Origin of the sequence: Lelliottia nimipressuralis, from assembly GCF_041464075.1 — a bacterium.
Taxonomy (GTDB): Bacteria; Pseudomonadota; Gammaproteobacteria; order Enterobacterales; family Enterobacteriaceae; genus Enterobacter; species Enterobacter nimipressuralis.
The window spans coordinates 2,949,272-2,968,352 of sequence record NZ_CP167172.1; the positions used below are offsets into that span (position 1 = coordinate 2,949,272).

Here is a 19,081-nt window from a genome sequence, read left to right on the forward strand (position 1 = left end):
TTTTATGGCTGGTTGGTTCGAACTAAGCAAAAGCAGTGACGGGCAGTTCAGGTTTGTTCTGAAAGCAGGAAACGGAGAAATTATCCTCACCAGTGAGCTGTACACTACAAAATCCGCAGCAGAAAACGGCATTGCCTCCGTGCGTACCAATAGCCCGCACGACGAGCGCTATGAGAAAAAAACGGCGACCAACGGGAAATATCACTTCAACCTGAAGGCGGCAAACCACCAGGTGATCGGTTCAAGCCAGCTTTATGCTTCCGAGCAGACACGTGAAAGTGGTATCGCCTCGGTGAAAAATAATGGCACCAGCCAGACGGTGAAAGATTTAACCTGACCCGCCAGACCCGCCGGGCAGGCTTTGCAGCCAACCGGCGCTTTACCTCCCTCCCCCGCAGCGCTACAATGCCCGCCCTTAAAGTAGGGGATCTCCCCTTACCGCTGCACCGGGTGCACGCGGATCTGACCTGTCATCAGAACGAGAACAAACATGTTTAAACCAGAACTCCTTTCCCCGGCGGGAACGCTGCAGAATATGCGTTACGCTTTCGCTTACGGTGCCGATGCGGTGTATGCGGGCCAGCCGCGTTACTCTCTGCGCGTGCGTAATAACGAATTCAACCACGAGAATTTGCAGCTCGGCATCAACGAAGCGCATGCCCTGGGCAAGAAATTTTACGTGGTCGTGAACATCGCGCCGCACAACGCCAAGCTGAAAACGTTTATTCGCGATCTGAAGCCGGTTGTGGAAATGGGTCCTGATGCGCTGATTATGTCCGATCCCGGTTTAATCATGCTGGTGCGTGAGAATTTCCCGGAGATGGATATCCATCTTTCCGTGCAGGCCAACGCCGTCAACTGGGCGACGGTCAAATTCTGGAAACAGATGGGCCTGACGCGTGTGATTCTGTCGCGCGAACTCTCTCTTGAAGAGATCGAAGAGATCCGCACCCAGGTGCCGGAAATGGAACTCGAAATCTTCGTTCACGGCGCCCTGTGCATGGCCTACTCTGGCCGCTGCCTGCTCTCCGGTTACATCAACAAGCGCGACCCGAACCAGGGAACCTGCACCAACGCCTGCCGCTGGGAATATAACGTCCAGGAAGGGAAAGAAGATGATGTGGGCAACATCGTGCACAAGCATGAACCGATTCCGGTGAAAACCGTGGAGCCGACCCTGGGCGTGGGCGCACCAACCGACAGCGTGTTTATGATTGAAGAGGCCAAACGTCCGGGCGAATACATGACGGCGTTTGAAGACGAACACGGCACCTACATCATGAACTCCAAAGACCTGCGCGCGATTGCGCACGTCGAGCGTCTGACGCAGATGGGCGTGCACTCGCTGAAAATCGAAGGCCGCACCAAGTCTTACTACTACTGCGCCCGTACCGCACAGGTATACCGAAAAGCCATCGACGACGCCGCAGCGGGAAAACCGTTTGATACCAGCCTGCTGGAAACCCTGGAAGGCCTGGCCCATCGCGGCTACACCGAAGGCTTCCTGCGTCGTCATACTCATGACGATTATCAGAACTACGAGCACGGCTACTCCATCTCCGAGCGCCAGCAGTTTGTCGGCGACTTTACCGGCGCGCGCAAAGGCCCGCTGGCGGCAGTGGCAGTGAAGAACAAATTCACCAAAGGCGACAGCCTGGAGCTGATGACCCCGCAGGGCAATATCAACTTCACGCTGGAGCATCTGGAAAACGGCAAAGGTGAAGCAATCACCGTCGCCCCTGGGGATGGTCACACCGTGTGGCTGCCGGTACCGGAAGAGGTGGAGCTGGAATACGCGCTGCTGATGCGCAATTTTGCTGGCGAAAGCACCCGTAATCCGCACAGTAAATAGTCAACTGTCGGGATTTTTTCAGCATGGGATAATTCTTAGAATCGGATCACATACCGCTTCGTTCAATACGGGTATTATCCCCTGCGCTGAAAAACATAACCCATAAATGCTAGCTGTACCAGGAACCACCTCCTTAGCCTGCGTAATCTCCCTTACGCAGGCTTATTTTTTGCCCTTTCATCCTGTTCTTACCCGCTTTTTCCCTCGCTGGGATACACTCTTGTTAGTGCTAAAAAAGGGAGCAACGCTGAATGGCGACATATCCGGATAGTTTATTGATCCTCAACGGCAAAAGCGCAGGCAACGACCTTCTGCGCCAGGCGATTGCCGACCTGCGTGATACTGGCGCGAACATTCACGTTCGCGTGACCTGGGAAAAAGGCGATGCCGCGCGGTATATCGACGAAGCCTGTCGGCTTGGGGTGGCGACGGTGATCGCCGGGGGCGGCGATGGCACCATTAACGAAGTCGCGACGGCGCTGATTGAACACGATAGTGCTCAGCGTCCGGTGATGGGCATTTTACCACTCGGTACCGCCAATGATTTCGCCACCAGCGCAGGCATTCCGGAGACGCTGGAAAAGGCGCTCCAGCTGGCTATTGTCGGGAAACCGGCAGCAGTAGATATTGCCCAGGTGAACGATAAAACCTGTTTTATCAATATGGCGACGGGCGGATTTGGTACGCGCATTACCAGCGAAACGCCGGAAAAACTGAAAGCCGCTCTTGGCGGTGTGTCGTATCTGATTCACGGTCTGATGCGCATGGATATGCTCAAGCCCGATCGTTGCGAAATTAACGGAGAAAACTTCCACTGGCAGGGCGATGCGCTGGTGATCGGCATCGGAAACGGGCGTCAGGCGGGCGGCGGACAGCAGCTGTGTCCGGACGCGTTGATCAACGATGGGCTGTTACAGCTGCGTATCTTTACCAGCGACGGCATGCTGCCTGCCCTGTTCACCACACTGACCCGTCCGGAAGAGAGCCCGAATGTGCTCGACGGACAGTCCGCGTGGTTTGAAATTATCGCCCCACACGGCATGACCTTTAATCTCGACGGCGAGCCGCTCAGCGGGGAACATTTCCGTATTTCCCTGCTTCCCGGTGCGCTGGAGTGCCGTTTGCCGCCGGATTGCGCGCTTCTGCGGTGATCGTTTTGCCTGGCGGCGCATCGCTTGCACGAGCCTGCACACCCGTAGGCCCGCAAAGGTGCAGCTACCACCCGGCACCCACGCCACTCAATACGCCGCCACCTCGCGCGCCATCTCCCGGCTGTACTGCTGGCTGGCATTGACCAGCATCCGCGTATAGTCGGTTTTGGCGTTTCCGGCGACCAGTTCATCCACGCTCAGGGTCTCCAGAATCTTGCCGTACTGCATCACCGCCACTTTCTGGCACAGGTGCGCAATCACGCCCAGATCGTGCGTCACCATTAAATAGGTGAGATTCGATTCGCGCTGGAGTTCCGCCAGTAAATTAAGGATCTCCGCTTGCACTGACACGTCCAGCGCCGACGTCGGTTCATCCAGCAGCAACACCTGCGGCTCCAGAATCAGTGCTCTGGCGATGGCCACGCGCTGACGCTGTCCACCGGACAGCTGATGCGGATAGCGATCGCGAAACGCCCGGTTCAGCCCCACTTTATCCAGCAAACCGTGGATACGTCGGTCGCGATCCTGAATGCCGTGGATTTGCAGCGGCTCTTCCAGAATATCGCCGATAGTATGACGCGGATGCAGCGAGCCGTACGGGTCCTGAAAGACCATCTGCACGCGGCGGCAACGCTCAGCGTTAATCTTTCGCCCCAGCGGTTTCCCGTCAATGGCAAGTTCGCCGTCCCAGTGGGTGAACAGCCCGGCCAGACATTTCAGCACCGTGGTTTTGCCGGAACCCGACTCCCCCACCAGCCCGTAAATTTCCCCTTCGCCGACGTGAATATTCACATCGCTCAGCACCTGATTGCGCTTTTCACCCTCGCCAAAGGCCAGGTTGAGGTTGTTAATCTCGATCATCTCTGCTCCTTACTCCGTAAGCCAGCTGGCCTGACGCTGCAATACCGGCAGCACCGGACGGCGGTGGTTAAGTTCCGGCAGGGCGCTGATTAACCCCTGGGTATAAGGATGCTGCGCCTTGTGCAGATCGCAGGCGGCGATGGATTCCACCACCCGACCGGCATACATCACCAGCACACGGTCACAGAAACTGCGCACCAGGTTGATATCGTGGCTGATAAAAATCAGCCCTAGGCCGCGGGATTTCACCAGATCGTCCAACAATCCCAGCACCTGCAAACGCACAGAGACGTCCAGTGCGGAGGTCGGTTCATCGGCGATCACAAGCTCGGGATCGGTGATCAGCATCATGGCGATCATGATGCGTTGCCCCTGTCCGCCGGAAATTTCATGCGGATAGAGGTGATAGACCCGCTCCGGCTGGCGAATGCGCACCACGTCGAGCATCTCCAGCACTTTGGCTTTGGCCTCGGCTTTGCGCCTCGGATGGTGCGTCAGCCAGGCTTCGGCGATCTGATCGCCGACACAGACGACCGGATTGAGAGAGTATTTCGGGTCCTGCATGATCATTGAGATGCGCTTACCGCGAATGCCGCGCATTTGCGCCTCGCTGACGCTGCGCAGATCGATATCGCCAAACTGCATCCTGGTTGCGCTGATGCGCGCTTTTGCCGGGTGCAGACGCAAAAGCGCGCGCCCGACGGTGGATTTCCCTGAGCCGGACTCGCCGACAATCGCCAGCTTTTCGCGTCCGAGCTGGAAGGAGACGCCGCGCACGGCATGGGTCACCGCGCCGCCGTTGATAAAATCGACGTGCAGATCGCGCACATCGAGCAGTGGAGCGTTATTCGCTGCGAGGATCGAGGATGTCACGAAGGCCATCTCCTAAGAAGTTGAACGCCAGGCTGTTGATCAGAATCGCCAGCCCCGGAATAGTCACTACCCACCAGCACTCCATCATGTAGGTGCGCCCGCTGGAGATCATCGCGCCCCACTCCGGCTCCGGCGGCTGCGCGCCCAGGCCGAGGAAACCCAGACCGGCAGCGGTCAGGATGATCCCCGCCATGTTCATGGTGATACGGATAATCACCGACGGCAGACACAGCGGCACGATATGACGCCACAGCACGCGGACGGGAGACGCGCCCTGCAGGCGTACCGCCGAGATAAAATCGGCCTGACGCAGAGAGAGCGTTTCCGCACGCGCCAGGCGCGCTATCGGCGGCCATGCGGTGAGCGTAATGGCAATCACCACGTGCTCCAGCCCCGGACCGAGCGCCGCCACGAATGCCAGCGCCAGCACCAGGCTCGGGAACGAGATAAAGATATCCGTCACCCGCATCAGCACCGCATCCACTTTGCCACCGAAATACCCGGCGGTGACGCCCAGCAGCAAGCCGAGCGGCCCGACGGTGACCGACACCAGCAGCACGATATAGAGCGTGATACGCGAGCCGTACACAAGGCGGCTGAAAATATCGCGGCCAAACTCGTCGGTGCCGAACCAGTGCTGCGCATTCGGCGCGACCAGCGCATTGTTGAGGTCCTGCACCAGCGGGTTGTAGGGCGCAATCAGCGGCGCAAAGGCGGCCACGATCAGCAGCAGCAGAACAATTCCGCCGCCGATGGCGGTCAGCGGATTACGCGCCATCTTGCCGACAAAACCGCCCGCCCGATTCAGGGTGCGTTTAATACGCTGGCGGCTTTCGCTGTTGCGCGCCCCCAGCGGCGTATCCAGAGAAACGGTCATGATTTCGTCCTCGGGTCAAAGAGTTGATACAGCATGTCGGAGAGCAGGTTGAGCATCACGAAGATCAGCCCCACCAGCAGCACACAGCCCATCACCGCATTCATGTCGCCGAGCAGCAGGCTGCCGGTGAGATAGGAACCAAAGCCCGGCCAGGAGAAGACGGTTTCGATCAGCACCGCCCCTTCCAGCAGCGAGCCGTAGGCCAGCGCCACGACGGTTAAGAGCTGTACCAGAATATTGCGAAACGCGTGATTCCAGATCACCTGACGCTCGGTTAAGCCTTTCACCCGCGCGGTGATGATGAACTCCTGGGAGAGCTGCGCCAGCATAAAGCTGCGCGTCATGCGGCTGATGTAGGCCAGCGAATGGAAGCCCAGTAACGACGCGGGCAAGACCAGGTGGTTGATCGCATTCCAGAACACGGCGCTGTTTCCGGCCAGCAGCGCATCGATGGTCATAAGCCCGGTCCGACGAGGCACAATACCGTCCAGCCCTAAATCGAGCCGTCCCGCGCCGCCCACCCAGCCGAGCCAGGCGTAGAACAGCAGCAGCCCCATCATCCCGACCCAAAAGATCGGCGTGGAGTAGCCCGCCAGGCTGATAATGCGCACCACGTAATCGGAAAGACTGTTGCGACGCGCCGCCGCCAGCACGCCAAGCGGAATGCCTAACCCCGCGCCGACGATAATGGCCATCGTCGCCAGCTCCAGCGTTGCCGGGAAGACGCGCAGAATATCGTCTGTGACCGGTTTGCCCGTCAGCAGCGCGTTACCCAGATCGCCGTGCAGCAGGTTGTTCAGATAGATGCCAAACTGCGTCAGCAACGACTGGTCGAAGCCCAACTGGTGATACACCTGCTGATAGGTGCTGTGGTCGGCATCCGGGCCGACAATCGCCAGCACCGGATCGACCGGCATCACGCGGCCAATGAAGAACGTCAGCAGCAGCAGGCCAAACAGCGTCACCAGCACCTGCGTCAGTCGCTTTGAGAAACGGCGGGTCCGGGAGCCGGGAGAGAGGATCGCGACGCTCATTTTTCACCTCCGGTTTTGTAGACTTCACGCAGGAAAGTGGTGGCCGACGGGTGCGACTGGAAGTTTTTCACTTCATTACGCACGACAACGGAATCCACCATCTGCGACAGCGGGACCATCGCCGGAATGAGTTCGTCGTAGCGCACCTGGATTTGCTGATAATCCGCCACTTGCTTCTGCGGATCGCGCTCCAGCAGCGCTTTGTCGATCATCTCGTTCAGCGGTTTGTCGTAGAAACTGGTGCGCCAGCCCTGGAAGTTGGTGAGCCGCGCTTCGTCGCTGTTGTCCGGGTTATAGACCAGCGCACGCAGGCTGGAGTGCGGGTGCGGTTCGACGCCGCTCCCGCCGCGCCCGACCAGCATGTCGAACTTACGCTCGCGCATGGCGCCATAGATCTGATTGCCGGTACCGGTGATGATTTTGGCGTTGATCCCCGCCTGCATCAGCGTCGACTGCACCGCGATGGCAATATTGAGGAACGGCTGATCCGCCAGCACGCGCAGGGTGGTGTCGAAACCTTCCGGATAGCCCGCCTCTGCCAGCAGCTTTTTGGCGCGCGGAATATCCAGCCGGTAGCCCGGATCAGGGAGCGTCGACGGCATACCGGCTTTGATTGGGCGCTGATGCAGCACACCGTAGCCCGGCATCAGGGCTTTGTTGATGCCCTGATAATCAATCAGATAGCGCACCGCTTCGCGCACTTTCGGGTTGGCGAAGTGCGCCTCTTTCATGCTCATCGCCACGTAATAGACTGTCCCCTTCTGCACGGCTTCAACCGTAAGCTGGGGGTCTTTGCGCAGGGCGTTGATATCCGATACCGCCATGTTACTGGCAATATCCAGATCGCCTTTCTCAATCATCAGGCGCAGGGTTTGTGATTCCTGGAAGTGGCGCAGCACGACGCGGTTCATTTTCGGTTCATCGCGCCAGTAGTGCGGGTTGCGCTGCATGCGCAGCACATCTTTCGCCTGCCAGGTTTCCAGCATAAACGGGCCAGAACCGGCCTCGTTGGTGGTCAGCCAGCGGTTACCCCAGTCGTTATTCACCTCATGGGACTGCACCGTTTTGCTGTCGAGCACGCCCAGATTGCCGAGCGCCCCGAGAGAATAAATCACCAGCTGCGGATCGTTAGGCTTGGGCAGCACGATCTGCACGGTGTAGTCGTCGGTGGCGCGGATTTGCTGGTCGATGTTTTTCTTCGAAAAGCCGTAGGATTTCCAGACGGATGCCTGCGCCAGATTGAGGTGCAGCAAACGGCGCATCGACCACACCACATCCTGCGCCGTGAGCGGGTTGCCCGAGTGGAATTTGACGTTATCGCGCAGATGGAAAGTCAGGGTTTTGCCGTCTGGCGCAATATCCCAGGATTTCGCCAGCGCGGGCCTGACGTGGGTGAGTTCGTTCGGATCCAGCTCCACCAGCGAATCGTAGAGATTCACCACGATGCCAACCACTTCGTTGCCGGTCATCGCCGCCGGGTCGAGGGTCAGCAGGTTGTTCATGTTCATGCCGATGATGAGCTGGTCGGGCGGCGTTTTCGCGTACGCCGCACCGCACCCCATCATCAGCGAGAGCGCGAGTACACACGCTCTGCACAGCGGAGTTTGTTTCATGTATATATCGCCTGTAGGGTACGTTTTTATGTGTCAGTCGTGGCTGACGATATTGGCTTCGATATACGCAAAATTAATGTCTTCGCCGAGTCCAGGGCGATTCGGCAGGCTGACCATGCCGTGTTCATCCATCGGATCGACCAGGCTGTGGAGATACGCCGCCGGTTGGTCGTAATCAAGGAACGGGTGCAGCAGGCCGCGCTCATACCAGCGGCAGTTTTTAATGGCGCCGATCACCGCGAGGCTTGCCGCGCCGTTACCGTGCACTTCACAGTCCATGCCGAAGGACTCCGCGAGGTTCGCTACTTTCAGCGTCGGTGATATCCCGCCCACGCCGTTAGCGCCCGCGCGCAGAATGTCGCACGCCCCCGCTTTCACCCAGTCGGCGCGGCTGTGGTGTTTTCCGCCCAGGCTTTCCGGGCCGATAATCGGGATCGACAGGTTTTCCGCAAGCCAGGCGTAGGAGGCCATGCTCTCCTCTTCCATCGGCTCTTCGAACCAGGCGAAGTTGAGTTTTTCCAGTTCTTTGCCGATGTACAACGCTTCAGTACGGCTGTACCAGTGATAGCCGTCGATCATCAGATCGATATCCGGCCCGACCGCTTCACGCACGGCGGCGCAGGCTTTGACGTCCATTTTCGGGTTCGGCGCAAACGAGACGGGCGGCATCCAGGTGTGAAGTTTGATGGCTTTGTATCCGCGCGCCACCAGGGTTTCAGCGAAGCTCGCGTACTCATCCGGCGTCGACAGGCCGCCTGGCAAATCGTCGCCACACATGGTACTGCCGTAGGCCGGAACTTTATCGCGATAGCCGCCAAGCAGTTTCCAGACCGGCATATTCAGTTTGCGACCAATCAGATCCCACAGCGCCTGCTCGACGAACCCAAGCGCGCGCTCGGTGAGCTGGTGCGCGCTCCCGCGCTGCCAGTGCGCCAGCTCCTGCCAGATTTTCTCGCGATTGAATGCATCCTGGCCGACCAGCACTTTGCGAAAGAAGGTATTGACCACAAAGGGACGCACCACTTCCGGCGGCGCGAAAGAGTACCCTTTGGTGCCATCGTCTGCCGTGATCGAGAGCATCGCCATTTTGGCCATACTTTCCGGGCCAGGGTGCGAGTGCCCGGCGCTGTCGGAGACCCGGCGCGTCGGGTACTGGAAGACGGTGACGTTTACAGATTCAATTTTCATTATCAGTCCTTAAAACAACAGAGGTTCAGAGCGACTTCGTAATTTGAAAAGCTGTTTCGAAAGTAACTTTAAGCGCAAAATTCGTCCGCTGCCTTAGACAAATTCCGCTAAGCATCGACCATTTATTGGGCATATGCACGGTGAGGAGTGACAGTTTTCACAAAAGAGAGGGGAAGTGTGAAGTTGATCGGGATAAGGGTTTGACTGAAATGAAACGTAGTTTTGGGTTATCTCTTTTCCCATAGAAATGAGAGGGAAATTATCGGATCTGATAAATCCCCTCTCCGTTCGGAGAAGGGATTGCAGTAAACCTACGCGATAGTGACTTTGGTATCCAGATACACGTCCTGCACCGCGTTGATCAGCTTAACGCCTTCGGTCATCGATTTTTTAAACGCCTTACGGCCCAGAATCAGGCCCATACCGCCCGCGCGTTTATTGATCACCGCCGTGCGCACCGCATCGGTCAGATCCGTTTCGCCGCCTGCCGCACCGCCGGAGTTAATCAGCCCCGCGCGGCCCATATAGCAGTTGGCGAGCTGGTAGCGCACCAGATCAATCGGGTTTTCGCTGGTCAGTTTGCTGTAAACACGGTCGTCGGTGTAACCGAAGTTTACCGCCTTATAACCGCCGTTATTTTCGGCCATTTTCTGCTTCACGATATCCGCGCCAATGGTCGCCGCCAGATGGTTCGCCTGGCCGGTAAGATCCGCAGAGACGTGGTAATCCACGCCATCTTTCTTAAAGGCGTTGTTGCGCAGATAGGCCCACAGCACCGTGACCATCCCCAGCTCGTGGGCACGCTCGAACGCCGCGGAGATCTCCTCAATCTGACGACGGGACTGTTCGGAGCCGAAGTAGATCGTCGCCCCTACCGCCACCGCGCCCATGTTAAACGCCTGCTCGACGCTGGCGTACAACGTCTGGTCGTATTCGGTCGGGTAGCTCAGGGTTTCGTTATGGTTCAGTTTTACGAGGAAGGGAATGCGGTGCGCGTAGCGGCGCGACACGGAGGCCAGCACGCCGTAAGTTGACGCCACGCAGTTACAGCCGGCTTCAATCGCCAGCTCAACAATATTCTTCGGATCGAAATAGAGCGGATTGGCGGCAAACGACGCTCCCGCAGAGTGCTCGACGCCCTGGTCAACGGGCAGAATGGACAGATAGCCTGTTCCGGCGAGGCGCCCGGTGTTGTAAAGCGTCTGCATGTTTCGCAGAACCGCAGGCGGGCGATTGTTATCAATCATTACCCGATCAACGTAGTCGTGGCCCGGCAGGTAGAGCTGATCGGCTGGAATAGTCATACAACGATGCTGTAAAAGGCTGTCGGCGTCTTTGCCAAGCAGCTGCGCAATATCAGTCATAGCGATGCTCCCGTAAGTTCCGACATCGTGTCGGAGCGTGATATCCATACCCACATTTTTGTGAGCAGACTAAGCCTGGACCCGTCTTAGCCTATTTTCCAGCCTGAGTCATTTTTTTCAGCACAATCTGCTGGCTCGTTTCGTGTACAACAAAACTGTTACATTGATCAAACAATCACCGCAAAGGTATTTAAAAGGTATTATTGAGTGGTATGTTAAAGGCGTACCCTCTCTGACATGCAGGATTAAACAATGAAAACGAAAGTCCAACTGTCATTCATGATGTTTGTTGAATGGTTTATCTGGGGCGCGTGGTTTGTGCCGCTGTGGCTGTGGCTGAGTAAAAGCGGCTTTACCGCCGGGGAAATTGGCTGGTCGTATGCCTGTACCGCTATCGCCGCGATCCTCTCGCCGATCCTCGTTGGCTCGCTGACAGACCGCTTCTTTGCCGCACAAAAAGTGCTGGCGGTGCTGATGTTTGCCGGGGCAATTCTGATGTACTTCGCCGCCCAGCAAACGCAGTTCAGCGCCTTCTTCCCGCTGCTGCTGCTCTACTCTCTGACCTACATGCCGACCATCGCCCTGACCAACAGCATTGCCTTTGCGAACGTCGACGACGTGGAGGCCGATTTTCCGCGCATCCGCGTGATGGGGACGATTGGCTGGATCGCCTCGGGCCTGGCCTGCGGGTTCCTGCCGCAAATGCTCGGCTACAACGATATTTCTGACACCAATATTCCCCTGCTGATGACGGCGGCCAGCTCTGCGCTGCTGGGCGTGTTTGCCCTGTTCCTGCCGAACACGCCGCCGAAGAGCACCGGCAAGCTGGATATCAAAGTGATGCTGGGGCTGGATGCGCTGATTTTGCTGCGCGATAAAAACTTCCTCGTGTTCTTCTTCTGCTCGTTCCTGTTCGCGATGCCGCTGGCGTTCTACTACATCTTTGCGAACGGTTATCTCACGGAAGTGGGCATGAAAAACGCCACCGGCTGGATGACCCTCGGCCAGTTCTCTGAAATCTTCTTTATGCTGGCGCTGCCTTTCTTCACCAAGCGCTTTGGTATTAAAAAGGTCCTGCTGCTGGGCCTGATTACCGCCGCTATCCGCTACGGCTTCTTTGTCTTCGGTGGCGCGGACCAGTACTTCACCTACGCCCTGCTGTTCCTGGGCATTTTGCTCCACGGCGTAAGCTACGACTTCTATTACGTCACCGCGTATATCTACGTGGACAAAAAAGCGCCTGTGCATATGCGTACCGCAGCGCAAGGGCTGATCACACTCTGCTGCCAGGGCTTTGGCAGCCTGCTGGGCTACCGTCTGGGCGGCGTGATGATGGAAAAAATGTTTGCCTATAAAGAGCCAGTGAACGGGTTGACCTTCAACTGGGCCGGAATGTGGGCGTTCGGCGGCATTATGATCGCCGTTATCGCCGTGCTGTTTATGCTGTTTTTCCGCGAATCGGATAAAGAGATTACCGCCATTGAGGTGGATGATGCCGATACTGCGCTGACACGAGGGGAAGTAAAATGAAAGCAGAACGTATTCTCGGTGCCCTGTACGGGCAGATGTTGGGGGATGCGATGGGCATGCCGTCAGAGCTGTGGCCAAGAAGCCGCGTGAAAGCCCATTTTGGCTGGATCGACCGCTTTTTGCCCGGCCCGGCAGAGAATAATGCCGCCTGTTATTTTGGCCGCGCGGAGTTTACGGATGATACCTCCATGGCCCTGAGCCTGGCGGATGCCATTATTGAATGCGACGGGCAGATTGATCCCGACGCCATCGGCAGGCATATCCTGCTGTGGGCCGAAGAGTTTGATGCTTTTAATAAGAACGTGCTCGGCCCAACGTCAAAAATTGCCCTTAACGGCATCCGCAGCGGTAAACCGGTGAGCGAGCTGGAAAATAATGGCGTTACCAACGGCGCGGCGATGCGCGCCTCACCGCTCGGCTGCCTGCTCCCGGCCACCCGCCTTGAACATTTTGTTGAGCAGGTAGCGCTCGCCTCCAGTCCGACGCACAAATCGGATCTGGCGATTGCCGGTGCGGTGGTGATCGCCTGGGCAATCTCCCGCGCCATTGACGGGGAAAGCTGGCAGAACATCGTCGACGCCCTGCCCGGCATCGCGCGTTATGCCCAAGAGTCCAGATCCACCACGTTCAGCGCTTCTCTGGCTGCGCGTCTGGAACTGGCCCTTAAAACCGTGCGCGAGGCCAACGGCATCGACTCCGCCAGCGAGCAGATTTACCAGCTCGTCGGCGCAGGCACCAGCACCATTGAATCCGTTCCGGCGGCGATTGCGATGGTGGAACTGGCCGGGACAGACCCGAACCGCTGCGCAATTTTATGCGCAAATCTCGGCGGGGATACGGACACTATCGGTGCGATGGCGACCGCGATTTGCGGCGCGCTGCACGGCGTGCAGGCGATTGATCCAGCCCTGAAAGCCGAGCTGGATGCGGTGAATCAGCTGGACTTTGGCTACTACTGCGAGCATCTGCTGCACTATCGGGAAGAAAGAGAGGGCGCATGAGAACCGAACTTTCTCACCAGCTTGAAACCTTAACGGCCCAGCGTCCGGTGACGGTACTGGGTGCGGCGGTCATCGACGTGATCGCCGATGCCTACGCCCTGCCCTGGCGCGGGTGTGATATCGAATTAAAACAACAGGGCGTGAACATTGGCGGCTGTGCGCTGAACATCGCTATCGCCCTGAAACGCCTCGGGATCACGGCGCAAAACGCGCTGCCGGTCGGGCACGGCGTGTGGGCCGATATCATTCGTAACGCTATGACAAAACAGGATCTGCACAGCGCGGTGGAAGCCGAAAGCGGTGATAACGGCTGGTGCCTGGCGCTGGTGGAGCCGGACGGCGAGCGCACCTTTATGTCTTTCAGCGGCGTGGAAAACCAGTGGCAGCAGAGCTGGCTGGACGCGCTTGTGGTGCCGCCTCACAGCCTGGTATCTCTCTCGGGCTACCAGTTGGCCTCGCCGTGCGGGTACCTGCTGACGCACTGGCTGGAAGGGCTTAAAGACGTAACGGCGTTTATCGATTTTGGGCCACGCATCGCGGATATTCCTGATGCATTGATGGCACGTATCATGGCCTGCAAACCGATTGTGTCGCTGAATCGCCAGGAAGCCGTTATTGCGGCGGAGCGTCTAGGTGTGTCCGTGGAAGCCCTCGGCAAGGCGTGGCAGGCGCATTACAGCTGCCCGCTGATTGTGCGGCACGATAAAGACGGCGCAGAGTATTACGACGGTGAAAATGCCGGGCATGTTCCGGCATTTCCCGCCACGGTGGTGGATACCATTGGTGCGGGCGACAGCCACGCAGGTGGAACGCTGGCCGGGCTGGCGGCGGGTTGGACGCTCCCGGACGCCGTATTACTCGGTAATGCGGTGGCCGCGTGGGTAGTCAGTCATCGCGGCGGCGACTGTGCGCCGACGCGCGAGGAACTACTCCTCGCACACAAAGACGTATAAATCGCTGCGACAGTAGCTAATGCTGTACTCAATCGGCCGGTGTTGCTGGTCAAGCGCGACTTGCTTGATCACCAGCACCGGTATTTTTTCGTCCATTTTGATGTGCATCTGGAATTCGCTGTCCGGCATCCGGGCGCTGACGCGCGAGCGGGTACGCTGCGGGAAAATATTCTGGCTGCGGAAATAGTCGTACAGAGAAATACCGATGGCATCGGGGTCGTGGATCAGCCCAACCGGCACCCAGGACTCTTCAATCGACACGGCGTCATCATCGACGTAGCGAATGCGCTTGAGCATAAAGACATCGCTTTGCGGTGCGATTGAGAGCTCCGACGCCACCTCATCCGGGCATTTGACGATCCGCTTATTCACCCACAGGGTGTCAGGCTTTTTGCCGCGCAGGACAACCTGCTGAGAAAACCCGCGCGCCTCCTTGAGGGAATACTCAAAGATGTTATTAATCTGCGTGCCATAGCCCTGAGAACGCGTGACCACGCCCTCCTCTTCCAGCGCCTGCAACGCTTTGCGCACGGTAATGCGCGACACCCCGGTCAACTGGCTCAGATCGCGCTCGCCCGGCAAAATGTTGCCATGCTCCAGCATTCCGCTGCGCACGGCGTTTTTTACCGTCTCGGCAAATCTCAGATAAAGCGGGGTATTATCCACCGCCGCAAACCGTTCATTCAGTTGAGCAATTAACCGGGTATGCGCTTGTTCCATCTCTGTTTTCCTGGAAGAAAGTCCTTATTCAGTATACTCCTTCAGCGCTTTACCACCATGCATGAAAATGGTGAACCGGGCCAATACCGTGACCGACTTCCAGAGTATCGGCTTTGGCGAGCGCCAGTGAGAGCCAGGCTTTAGCGTCCTGCACCGTATCGGCCCAGTTTTCATGACGCGGACGCCGCGCCGCCAGTGCTGCCGACAGGGTGCAGCCGGTGCCGTGGGTGTTTTTGGTGATGACGCGCGGGGCGGTAAATCGCTGCGCACCGTCGCGGGTAAAGAGCCAGTCCGGGCTTTCGGCGTCGTCCAGATGACCGCCCTTCATCAGCACCGCTTCACAGCCCAGCGCCAGTAATGCACGGCCCTGCTCTTTCATCTCCTGTTCGCTGCGGGCGTGCGGCGCATCGAGCAGCGCCGCCGCTTCCGGCAGATTCGGCGTAATGAGCGAAACCTGCGGCAACAGCTTTTTACGCAGGGTTTCAACGGCAGACGTTGAAAGCAGCGGATCGCCACTTTTCGCCAGCATCACCGTATCGAGCACCACGTTTTGCACCTGATAACGCTTCAGCCGCTCGGCCACCGCTTCAACGATATCGGTTTCGGCCAGCATGCCGATTTTGGTGGTATCAATGCGTACGTCGCTGAACACGGAATCAAGCTGAGCCGCGACAAAATCTGGCTCAATGCGATAGACCGACTGCACGCCACGGGTATTTTGCGCCACCAGCGCGGTGATGACCGAGCAGCCATAAGCCCCGAGAGCGGAGAACGTTTTGAGATCAGCCTGAATACCCGCGCCGCCGCTCGGATCGGTCCCTGCGATAGTTAATGCGTTGATACGTTTCATGCCTGCGCCTCCAGATTCCAGAGGGCGTCGATAAAGGCGCTGGCAAAACTGCCCGGCCCGGCGCTGTGTGCGGCGGCTACGCTTCCCGCGCGCTTCATCCATCCACAGGCGGCAGCCACATTATCCAGCCGATCGCCCGGCAGCGAGCAACTTGCCGCAACCACCGCTGACAGGGCACAGCCGGTGCCGACCACGCGGGTCATCATCGGATCGCCGCCAGCGATGGTTTTCGTTCGCTGCCCGTCTGTGACGTAATCCACCTCCCCCGTGACCGCAACAATGGCGTTGCTCTGGCGTGCCAGCGCCTGGGCTGCGGGCAACGCGCTGGCAGCGGTATCGGTAGTGTCTACCCCGCGACCGCCCGCGCTCATGCCGGCAAGGGCAAGGATTTCTGAGGCATTCCCACGGATGGCGGCGGGTTTTAGAGTGAGAATTTGCTGGCAAAAGCGGGTGCGAAACGCCAGCGCACCGACCGCCACCGGATCGAGAGTCCAGGGCTTCCCTGCGGCAACCGCACGTTCAATTGCCCGGCGCATGGCCTGCGCGCGCGGCGAGGTGAGCGTACCGACATTGATTAACAGCGCATCGGCTATCCCGGCAAACTGCTCCGCCTCTTCGGCTTCGATAACCATCGCCGGAGAGGCCCCGAGGGCCAGCAAAACGTTCGCGGTAAAGGCCTGCACTACATCGTTAGTCATGCAGTGAGTAAGCGGAGAACGGGTACGGAAGTGGTGTAAAACGTGTAAATCGAGCAGGTCAGGCTGCATGGTTTCGCTCCTGCCTTGCGTCAAGAAGCGATAGCCGTGAGGGGCATCTGACTTCCCTACGCTGGCATTATCCAGATCAGGTGGTACGGGTATTTCTCAGCCTTCACAAAGAAGGGCACCCCGAGTCAATTTACTGAGCAGTTCAGTAATTTTAGCAGGGTAGAGCAAGCCATCGCCTCAGGCAAGCCTTCGCGAGCCAATTTCTGTCGCGCGTCAGGGCAAAAATATTAAAAAAATAGCCTCAACATTCATTTACTGTGTATACATTTAATCTCTTTGATTATTCAGATTTAATGTTTTTAACTCTCCGCTTCTCTTGGCACTACCACCTCGCAAACCAGGGTAACAATACAAATAAAAACAACGCTTTATGTAAAATTAATGTTTACTTTCAGCAACTTAGATATATGAACTACACGTGATCTGCGTCAAAGTTCACGCGCGTCAGTTAGACGATAGTTCAGCCCGGTTAATAAGATTGTGACCATCGAAGAAATACACCCTCTGGAGCAGACCTACTCGACTCGATTTTTCGCGTCGGTTTTTAGCTGCGTTATATCTAAGAATTTTTGCATTTATTGTTGAGATTGAGATCGTGAAATTAATGCTTACTCGTAAAACCCCTGTCGCTGTATTTGCGTTGACTCTCATCTGCGCCGGAAGCGTATTTGCTGCACCATTAGATTATTCTCAAGCGTGGGGAGATACCGTTGAGTCCGATCACCAGGCGGCTATCGGTCTTATCAACGATCATCAGAACCAGATCACCCAAAATAAAGTCGATAGCGAACAGGCTATTCAGGGACTGAATACGCGTATCAGTAGCGTAGATGACGATCTGAATAGCACTAAAGATGCGGTCCTGGTGGTCAACTATGATTTACAGCAGACGCGAACAGATTTAAACACGCAAATTGATAATACGAATAATGCGGTCACTCAGCAGAAAATCGACATCGATAATGCACTTCAGCAGACCAATACGAACATCACTAACCAGATTACGACGGTAACAAATACCACCACGCAGCAAACGACCAATATTGAAAAAGATCTTCAGCAGACTAAGCAGGATGTGAATCAGCAGATTTCGACGGTGAAGAACACCAGCACGCAGCAGTCGGCCAGCCTGAATAAAGATCTTCAGCAGACTAAACAGGATGTGAATCAGCAGATTAACCATCTGCAGAGTGCCGCTGCCCAGCAGTCGGCGAGCGTCGAGAAAGACCTGCAAGACGCGAAACAGTCGTTTGCTCAACAGCAGTCCGCCAGTAATAGTCAGTTCAAAAACCTGAAAGATGAAGTGGACGATAACAAGAAAGAATCCCGCAGCGGGGCGGCATCTGCCATCGCCATTGCGTCAATGCCTCAGGTACAGGTGGGCCAGCAGGTGATGTTTTCCGCAGGCGTCGGGACATTCAAAAATGAGCAGGCGCTGAGCGTGGGCGCATCATTCCATGCAGGCGACGCAACCGTGATTAAAGCGGGTGTCAGTGATTCCACCAACAACGATTTCGCGATGGGCGCGGGTATCGGAATTGGCTTCTGATATATCTGCTCTCGTTATTAAAGAGTGATTTTGTACCTGTTGATGATAGCCATCATGATAAAAATAATAATATTTTCTGCTGTGCTTTATATTTTATTAATACTGACCGGATTTTGGCTCGGGACGATGTACAGAGATTATTTCTCCTGTCGCGATCTCATCTCATCTTTAAATTGTATCCAATGTGTTAGAGGTTATTAAATGAAGAAATTAATGATGGTCGCCATTGCTGTCTCTGCGCTTTCGGCCTGTTCCTCTCCGGCTGAGCGTATGGCGAAGTGTGAAGCGCAAGGCGTCAGCCGCGATACCTGTTATTTAGCGGAGCAAAACCGCACCACGACGATGAACGCCGTGGCCGAAAAACAGGCGCTTGAGAATGCCGCCAACGCCGTGCAGCACGGTCAGAGCGCCAAAGTGCATGACCCGCTGCGTGAAGCCTCGTTCACGGCCAACGGAATCAAAGCCAGCGTCAGCAACGGCTTTTTCACCGCCAAAATCAACGGTAAGCAGGCGACGATAAAGCGTTTTAATGCGAATAGTTATGAGATTAAAGGCGCGGGTTACGTACTCTCCATCACCCTTGATGAAGACGGTATTACCGATGCGTCATGGAATAAAACCCATGGCCGCGATCATGGCTTATTGCAGTTCACGCAGAAGTAATGTTAAGGCGGCTAACGTGCCGCCTTTTTTGTATTGCGCGGGGTGAGGGCTTTTCGCGTCGAAGCGGCAGATTTTTGTTATCAAAAACATCGGGTTATTGAACGCTCTTTAACCCCCCTCTTTTGTAACAAAACAGTAAACAAATTAACCATTGAGCCACGCGCCAAAAGGCTCTATATTGGCCGCGTTTTTTACTCGCCCTATCCTTTACTAACTATTTATTCAATCGAGGCGC

General features: G+C 56.7%; 18 protein-coding genes and 1 riboswitch. Of the genes, 8 read left to right on the forward strand and 10 right to left on the reverse strand.

The window, feature by feature from the left end; all coding sequences use genetic code 11:
- Positions 1 to 4 precede the first annotated feature (4 nt).
- The 3 genes from ACB496_RS14145 (at position 5) to yegS (ending at position 3,003) form a co-directional block, all read left to right on the forward strand.
- Positions 5 to 337 carry a YegP family protein gene (locus ACB496_RS14145; RefSeq protein ID WP_100779591.1) on the forward strand — a complete coding sequence of 111 codons (333 nt, stop codon included), beginning with the start codon at positions 5 to 7 and terminating at the stop codon, positions 335 to 337.
- A 153-nt stretch (positions 338 to 490) separates the two neighbouring features.
- Positions 491 to 1,852 carry a tRNA 5-hydroxyuridine modification protein YegQ gene (gene yegQ / locus ACB496_RS14150; protein ID WP_100779590.1) on the forward strand — a complete coding sequence of 454 codons (1,362 nt, stop codon included), beginning with the start codon at positions 491 to 493 and terminating at the stop codon, positions 1,850 to 1,852.
- A gap of 251 nt (positions 1,853 to 2,103) precedes the next feature.
- Positions 2,104 to 3,003 (forward strand): lipid kinase YegS, encoded by a 900-nt coding sequence (gene yegS / locus ACB496_RS14155; RefSeq protein WP_371972888.1) that lies wholly within the window; start codon positions 2,104 to 2,106, stop codon positions 3,001 to 3,003.
- A gap of 87 nt (positions 3,004 to 3,090) precedes the next feature.
- Here yegS and ACB496_RS14160 read toward each other — a convergent pair whose 3' ends face one another.
- From ACB496_RS14160 to fbaB, 7 genes are all read right to left on the reverse strand, one after another.
- Complete coding sequence (locus ACB496_RS14160) at positions 3,091 to 3,864, reverse strand: ABC transporter ATP-binding protein (protein WP_102104106.1); 774 nt, start codon at positions 3,862 to 3,864, stop codon at positions 3,091 to 3,093.
- 9 nt (positions 3,865 to 3,873) lie between these two features.
- Positions 3,874 to 4,737: an ABC transporter ATP-binding protein gene (locus ACB496_RS14165; protein WP_371972889.1), complete on the reverse strand. Its 864-nt coding sequence runs from the start codon at positions 4,735 to 4,737 to the stop codon at positions 3,874 to 3,876.
- The gene (locus ACB496_RS14170) at positions 4,709 to 5,614 is read right to left on the reverse strand and encodes an ABC transporter permease (RefSeq protein ID WP_100779586.1); all 906 of its coding nucleotides are present in this window, start codon (positions 5,612 to 5,614) and stop codon (positions 4,709 to 4,711) included. Before ACB496_RS14170 ends, ACB496_RS14165 begins: the two co-directional genes overlap by 29 nt.
- Positions 5,611 to 6,648 carry an ABC transporter permease gene (locus ACB496_RS14175; protein WP_107703253.1) on the reverse strand — a complete coding sequence of 346 codons (1,038 nt, stop codon included), beginning with the start codon at positions 6,646 to 6,648 and terminating at the stop codon, positions 5,611 to 5,613. Before ACB496_RS14175 ends, ACB496_RS14170 begins: the two co-directional genes overlap by 4 nt.
- Positions 6,645 to 8,261: an ABC transporter substrate-binding protein gene (locus ACB496_RS14180; RefSeq protein WP_371972890.1), complete on the reverse strand. Its 1,617-nt coding sequence runs from the start codon at positions 8,259 to 8,261 to the stop codon at positions 6,645 to 6,647. Before ACB496_RS14180 ends, ACB496_RS14175 begins: the two co-directional genes overlap by 4 nt.
- Before the next feature lie 33 nt (positions 8,262 to 8,294).
- Positions 8,295 to 9,449 carry a mandelate racemase family protein gene (locus tag ACB496_RS14185; RefSeq protein ID WP_100779583.1) on the reverse strand — a complete coding sequence of 385 codons (1,155 nt, stop codon included), beginning with the start codon at positions 9,447 to 9,449 and terminating at the stop codon, positions 8,295 to 8,297.
- A 311-nt stretch (positions 9,450 to 9,760) separates the two neighbouring features.
- Positions 9,761 to 10,813 carry a class I fructose-bisphosphate aldolase gene (fbaB, locus tag ACB496_RS14190; protein ID WP_123427334.1) on the reverse strand — a complete coding sequence of 351 codons (1,053 nt, stop codon included), beginning with the start codon at positions 10,811 to 10,813 and terminating at the stop codon, positions 9,761 to 9,763.
- Positions 10,814 to 11,065: 252 nt separating this feature from the next.
- Here fbaB and ACB496_RS14195 point away from each other — a divergent pair, with 252 nt between their 5' ends.
- From ACB496_RS14195 to ACB496_RS14205, 3 genes are read left to right on the forward strand one after another with little or no spacing between them, the layout of a single operon-like run.
- Positions 11,066 to 12,343 (forward strand): nucleoside permease, encoded by a 1,278-nt coding sequence (locus ACB496_RS14195; protein WP_100779581.1) that lies wholly within the window; start codon positions 11,066 to 11,068, stop codon positions 12,341 to 12,343.
- The gene (locus ACB496_RS14200; protein WP_371972891.1) at positions 12,340 to 13,344 is read left to right on the forward strand and encodes an ADP-ribosylglycohydrolase family protein; all 1,005 of its coding nucleotides are present in this window, start codon (positions 12,340 to 12,342) and stop codon (positions 13,342 to 13,344) included. Before ACB496_RS14195 ends, ACB496_RS14200 begins: the two co-directional genes overlap by 4 nt.
- Positions 13,341 to 14,297: a PfkB family carbohydrate kinase gene (locus ACB496_RS14205; protein ID WP_371972892.1), complete on the forward strand. Its 957-nt coding sequence runs from the start codon at positions 13,341 to 13,343 to the stop codon at positions 14,295 to 14,297. Before ACB496_RS14200 ends, ACB496_RS14205 begins: the two co-directional genes overlap by 4 nt.
- Here the strand turns inward: ACB496_RS14205 and ACB496_RS14210 are convergent.
- The 3 genes from ACB496_RS14210 to thiM are packed head-to-tail and all read right to left on the reverse strand — an operon-like array spanning position 14,271 to position 16,634.
- Complete coding sequence (locus ACB496_RS14210; protein ID WP_100779578.1) at positions 14,271 to 15,017, reverse strand: GntR family transcriptional regulator; 747 nt, start codon at positions 15,015 to 15,017, stop codon at positions 14,271 to 14,273. The two genes, ACB496_RS14205 and ACB496_RS14210, sit on opposite strands and share 27 nt — an antisense overlap.
- Positions 15,018 to 15,066: 49 nt before the next feature.
- On the reverse strand, positions 15,067 to 15,867 hold the full coding sequence (gene thiD, locus ACB496_RS14215; RefSeq protein ID WP_371972893.1) for a bifunctional hydroxymethylpyrimidine kinase/phosphomethylpyrimidine kinase: 801 nt from the start codon (positions 15,865 to 15,867) through the stop codon (positions 15,067 to 15,069).
- Positions 15,864 to 16,634: a hydroxyethylthiazole kinase gene (gene thiM / locus ACB496_RS14220; RefSeq protein ID WP_371972894.1), complete on the reverse strand. Its 771-nt coding sequence runs from the start codon at positions 16,632 to 16,634 to the stop codon at positions 15,864 to 15,866. The genes thiD and thiM overlap by 4 nt, the downstream gene beginning before the upstream one ends.
- A 36-nt stretch (positions 16,635 to 16,670) precedes the next feature.
- Positions 16,671 to 16,767, reverse strand: a riboswitch (TPP riboswitch).
- A gap of 471 nt (positions 16,768 to 17,238) precedes the next feature.
- Between thiM and ACB496_RS14225 the strand changes: the two genes are divergently transcribed.
- On the forward strand, positions 17,239 to 18,183 hold the full coding sequence (locus tag ACB496_RS14225; RefSeq protein WP_371972895.1) for a YadA-like family protein: 945 nt from the start codon (positions 17,239 to 17,241) through the stop codon (positions 18,181 to 18,183).
- Positions 18,184 to 18,384: 201 nt separating this feature from the next.
- A complete protein-coding gene (locus ACB496_RS14230) occupies positions 18,385 to 18,846 on the forward strand; it encodes a hypothetical protein (RefSeq protein ID WP_100779562.1) in 462 nt (153 codons plus the stop codon).
- The last annotated feature ends 235 nt before the right edge of the window (positions 18,847 to 19,081 follow it).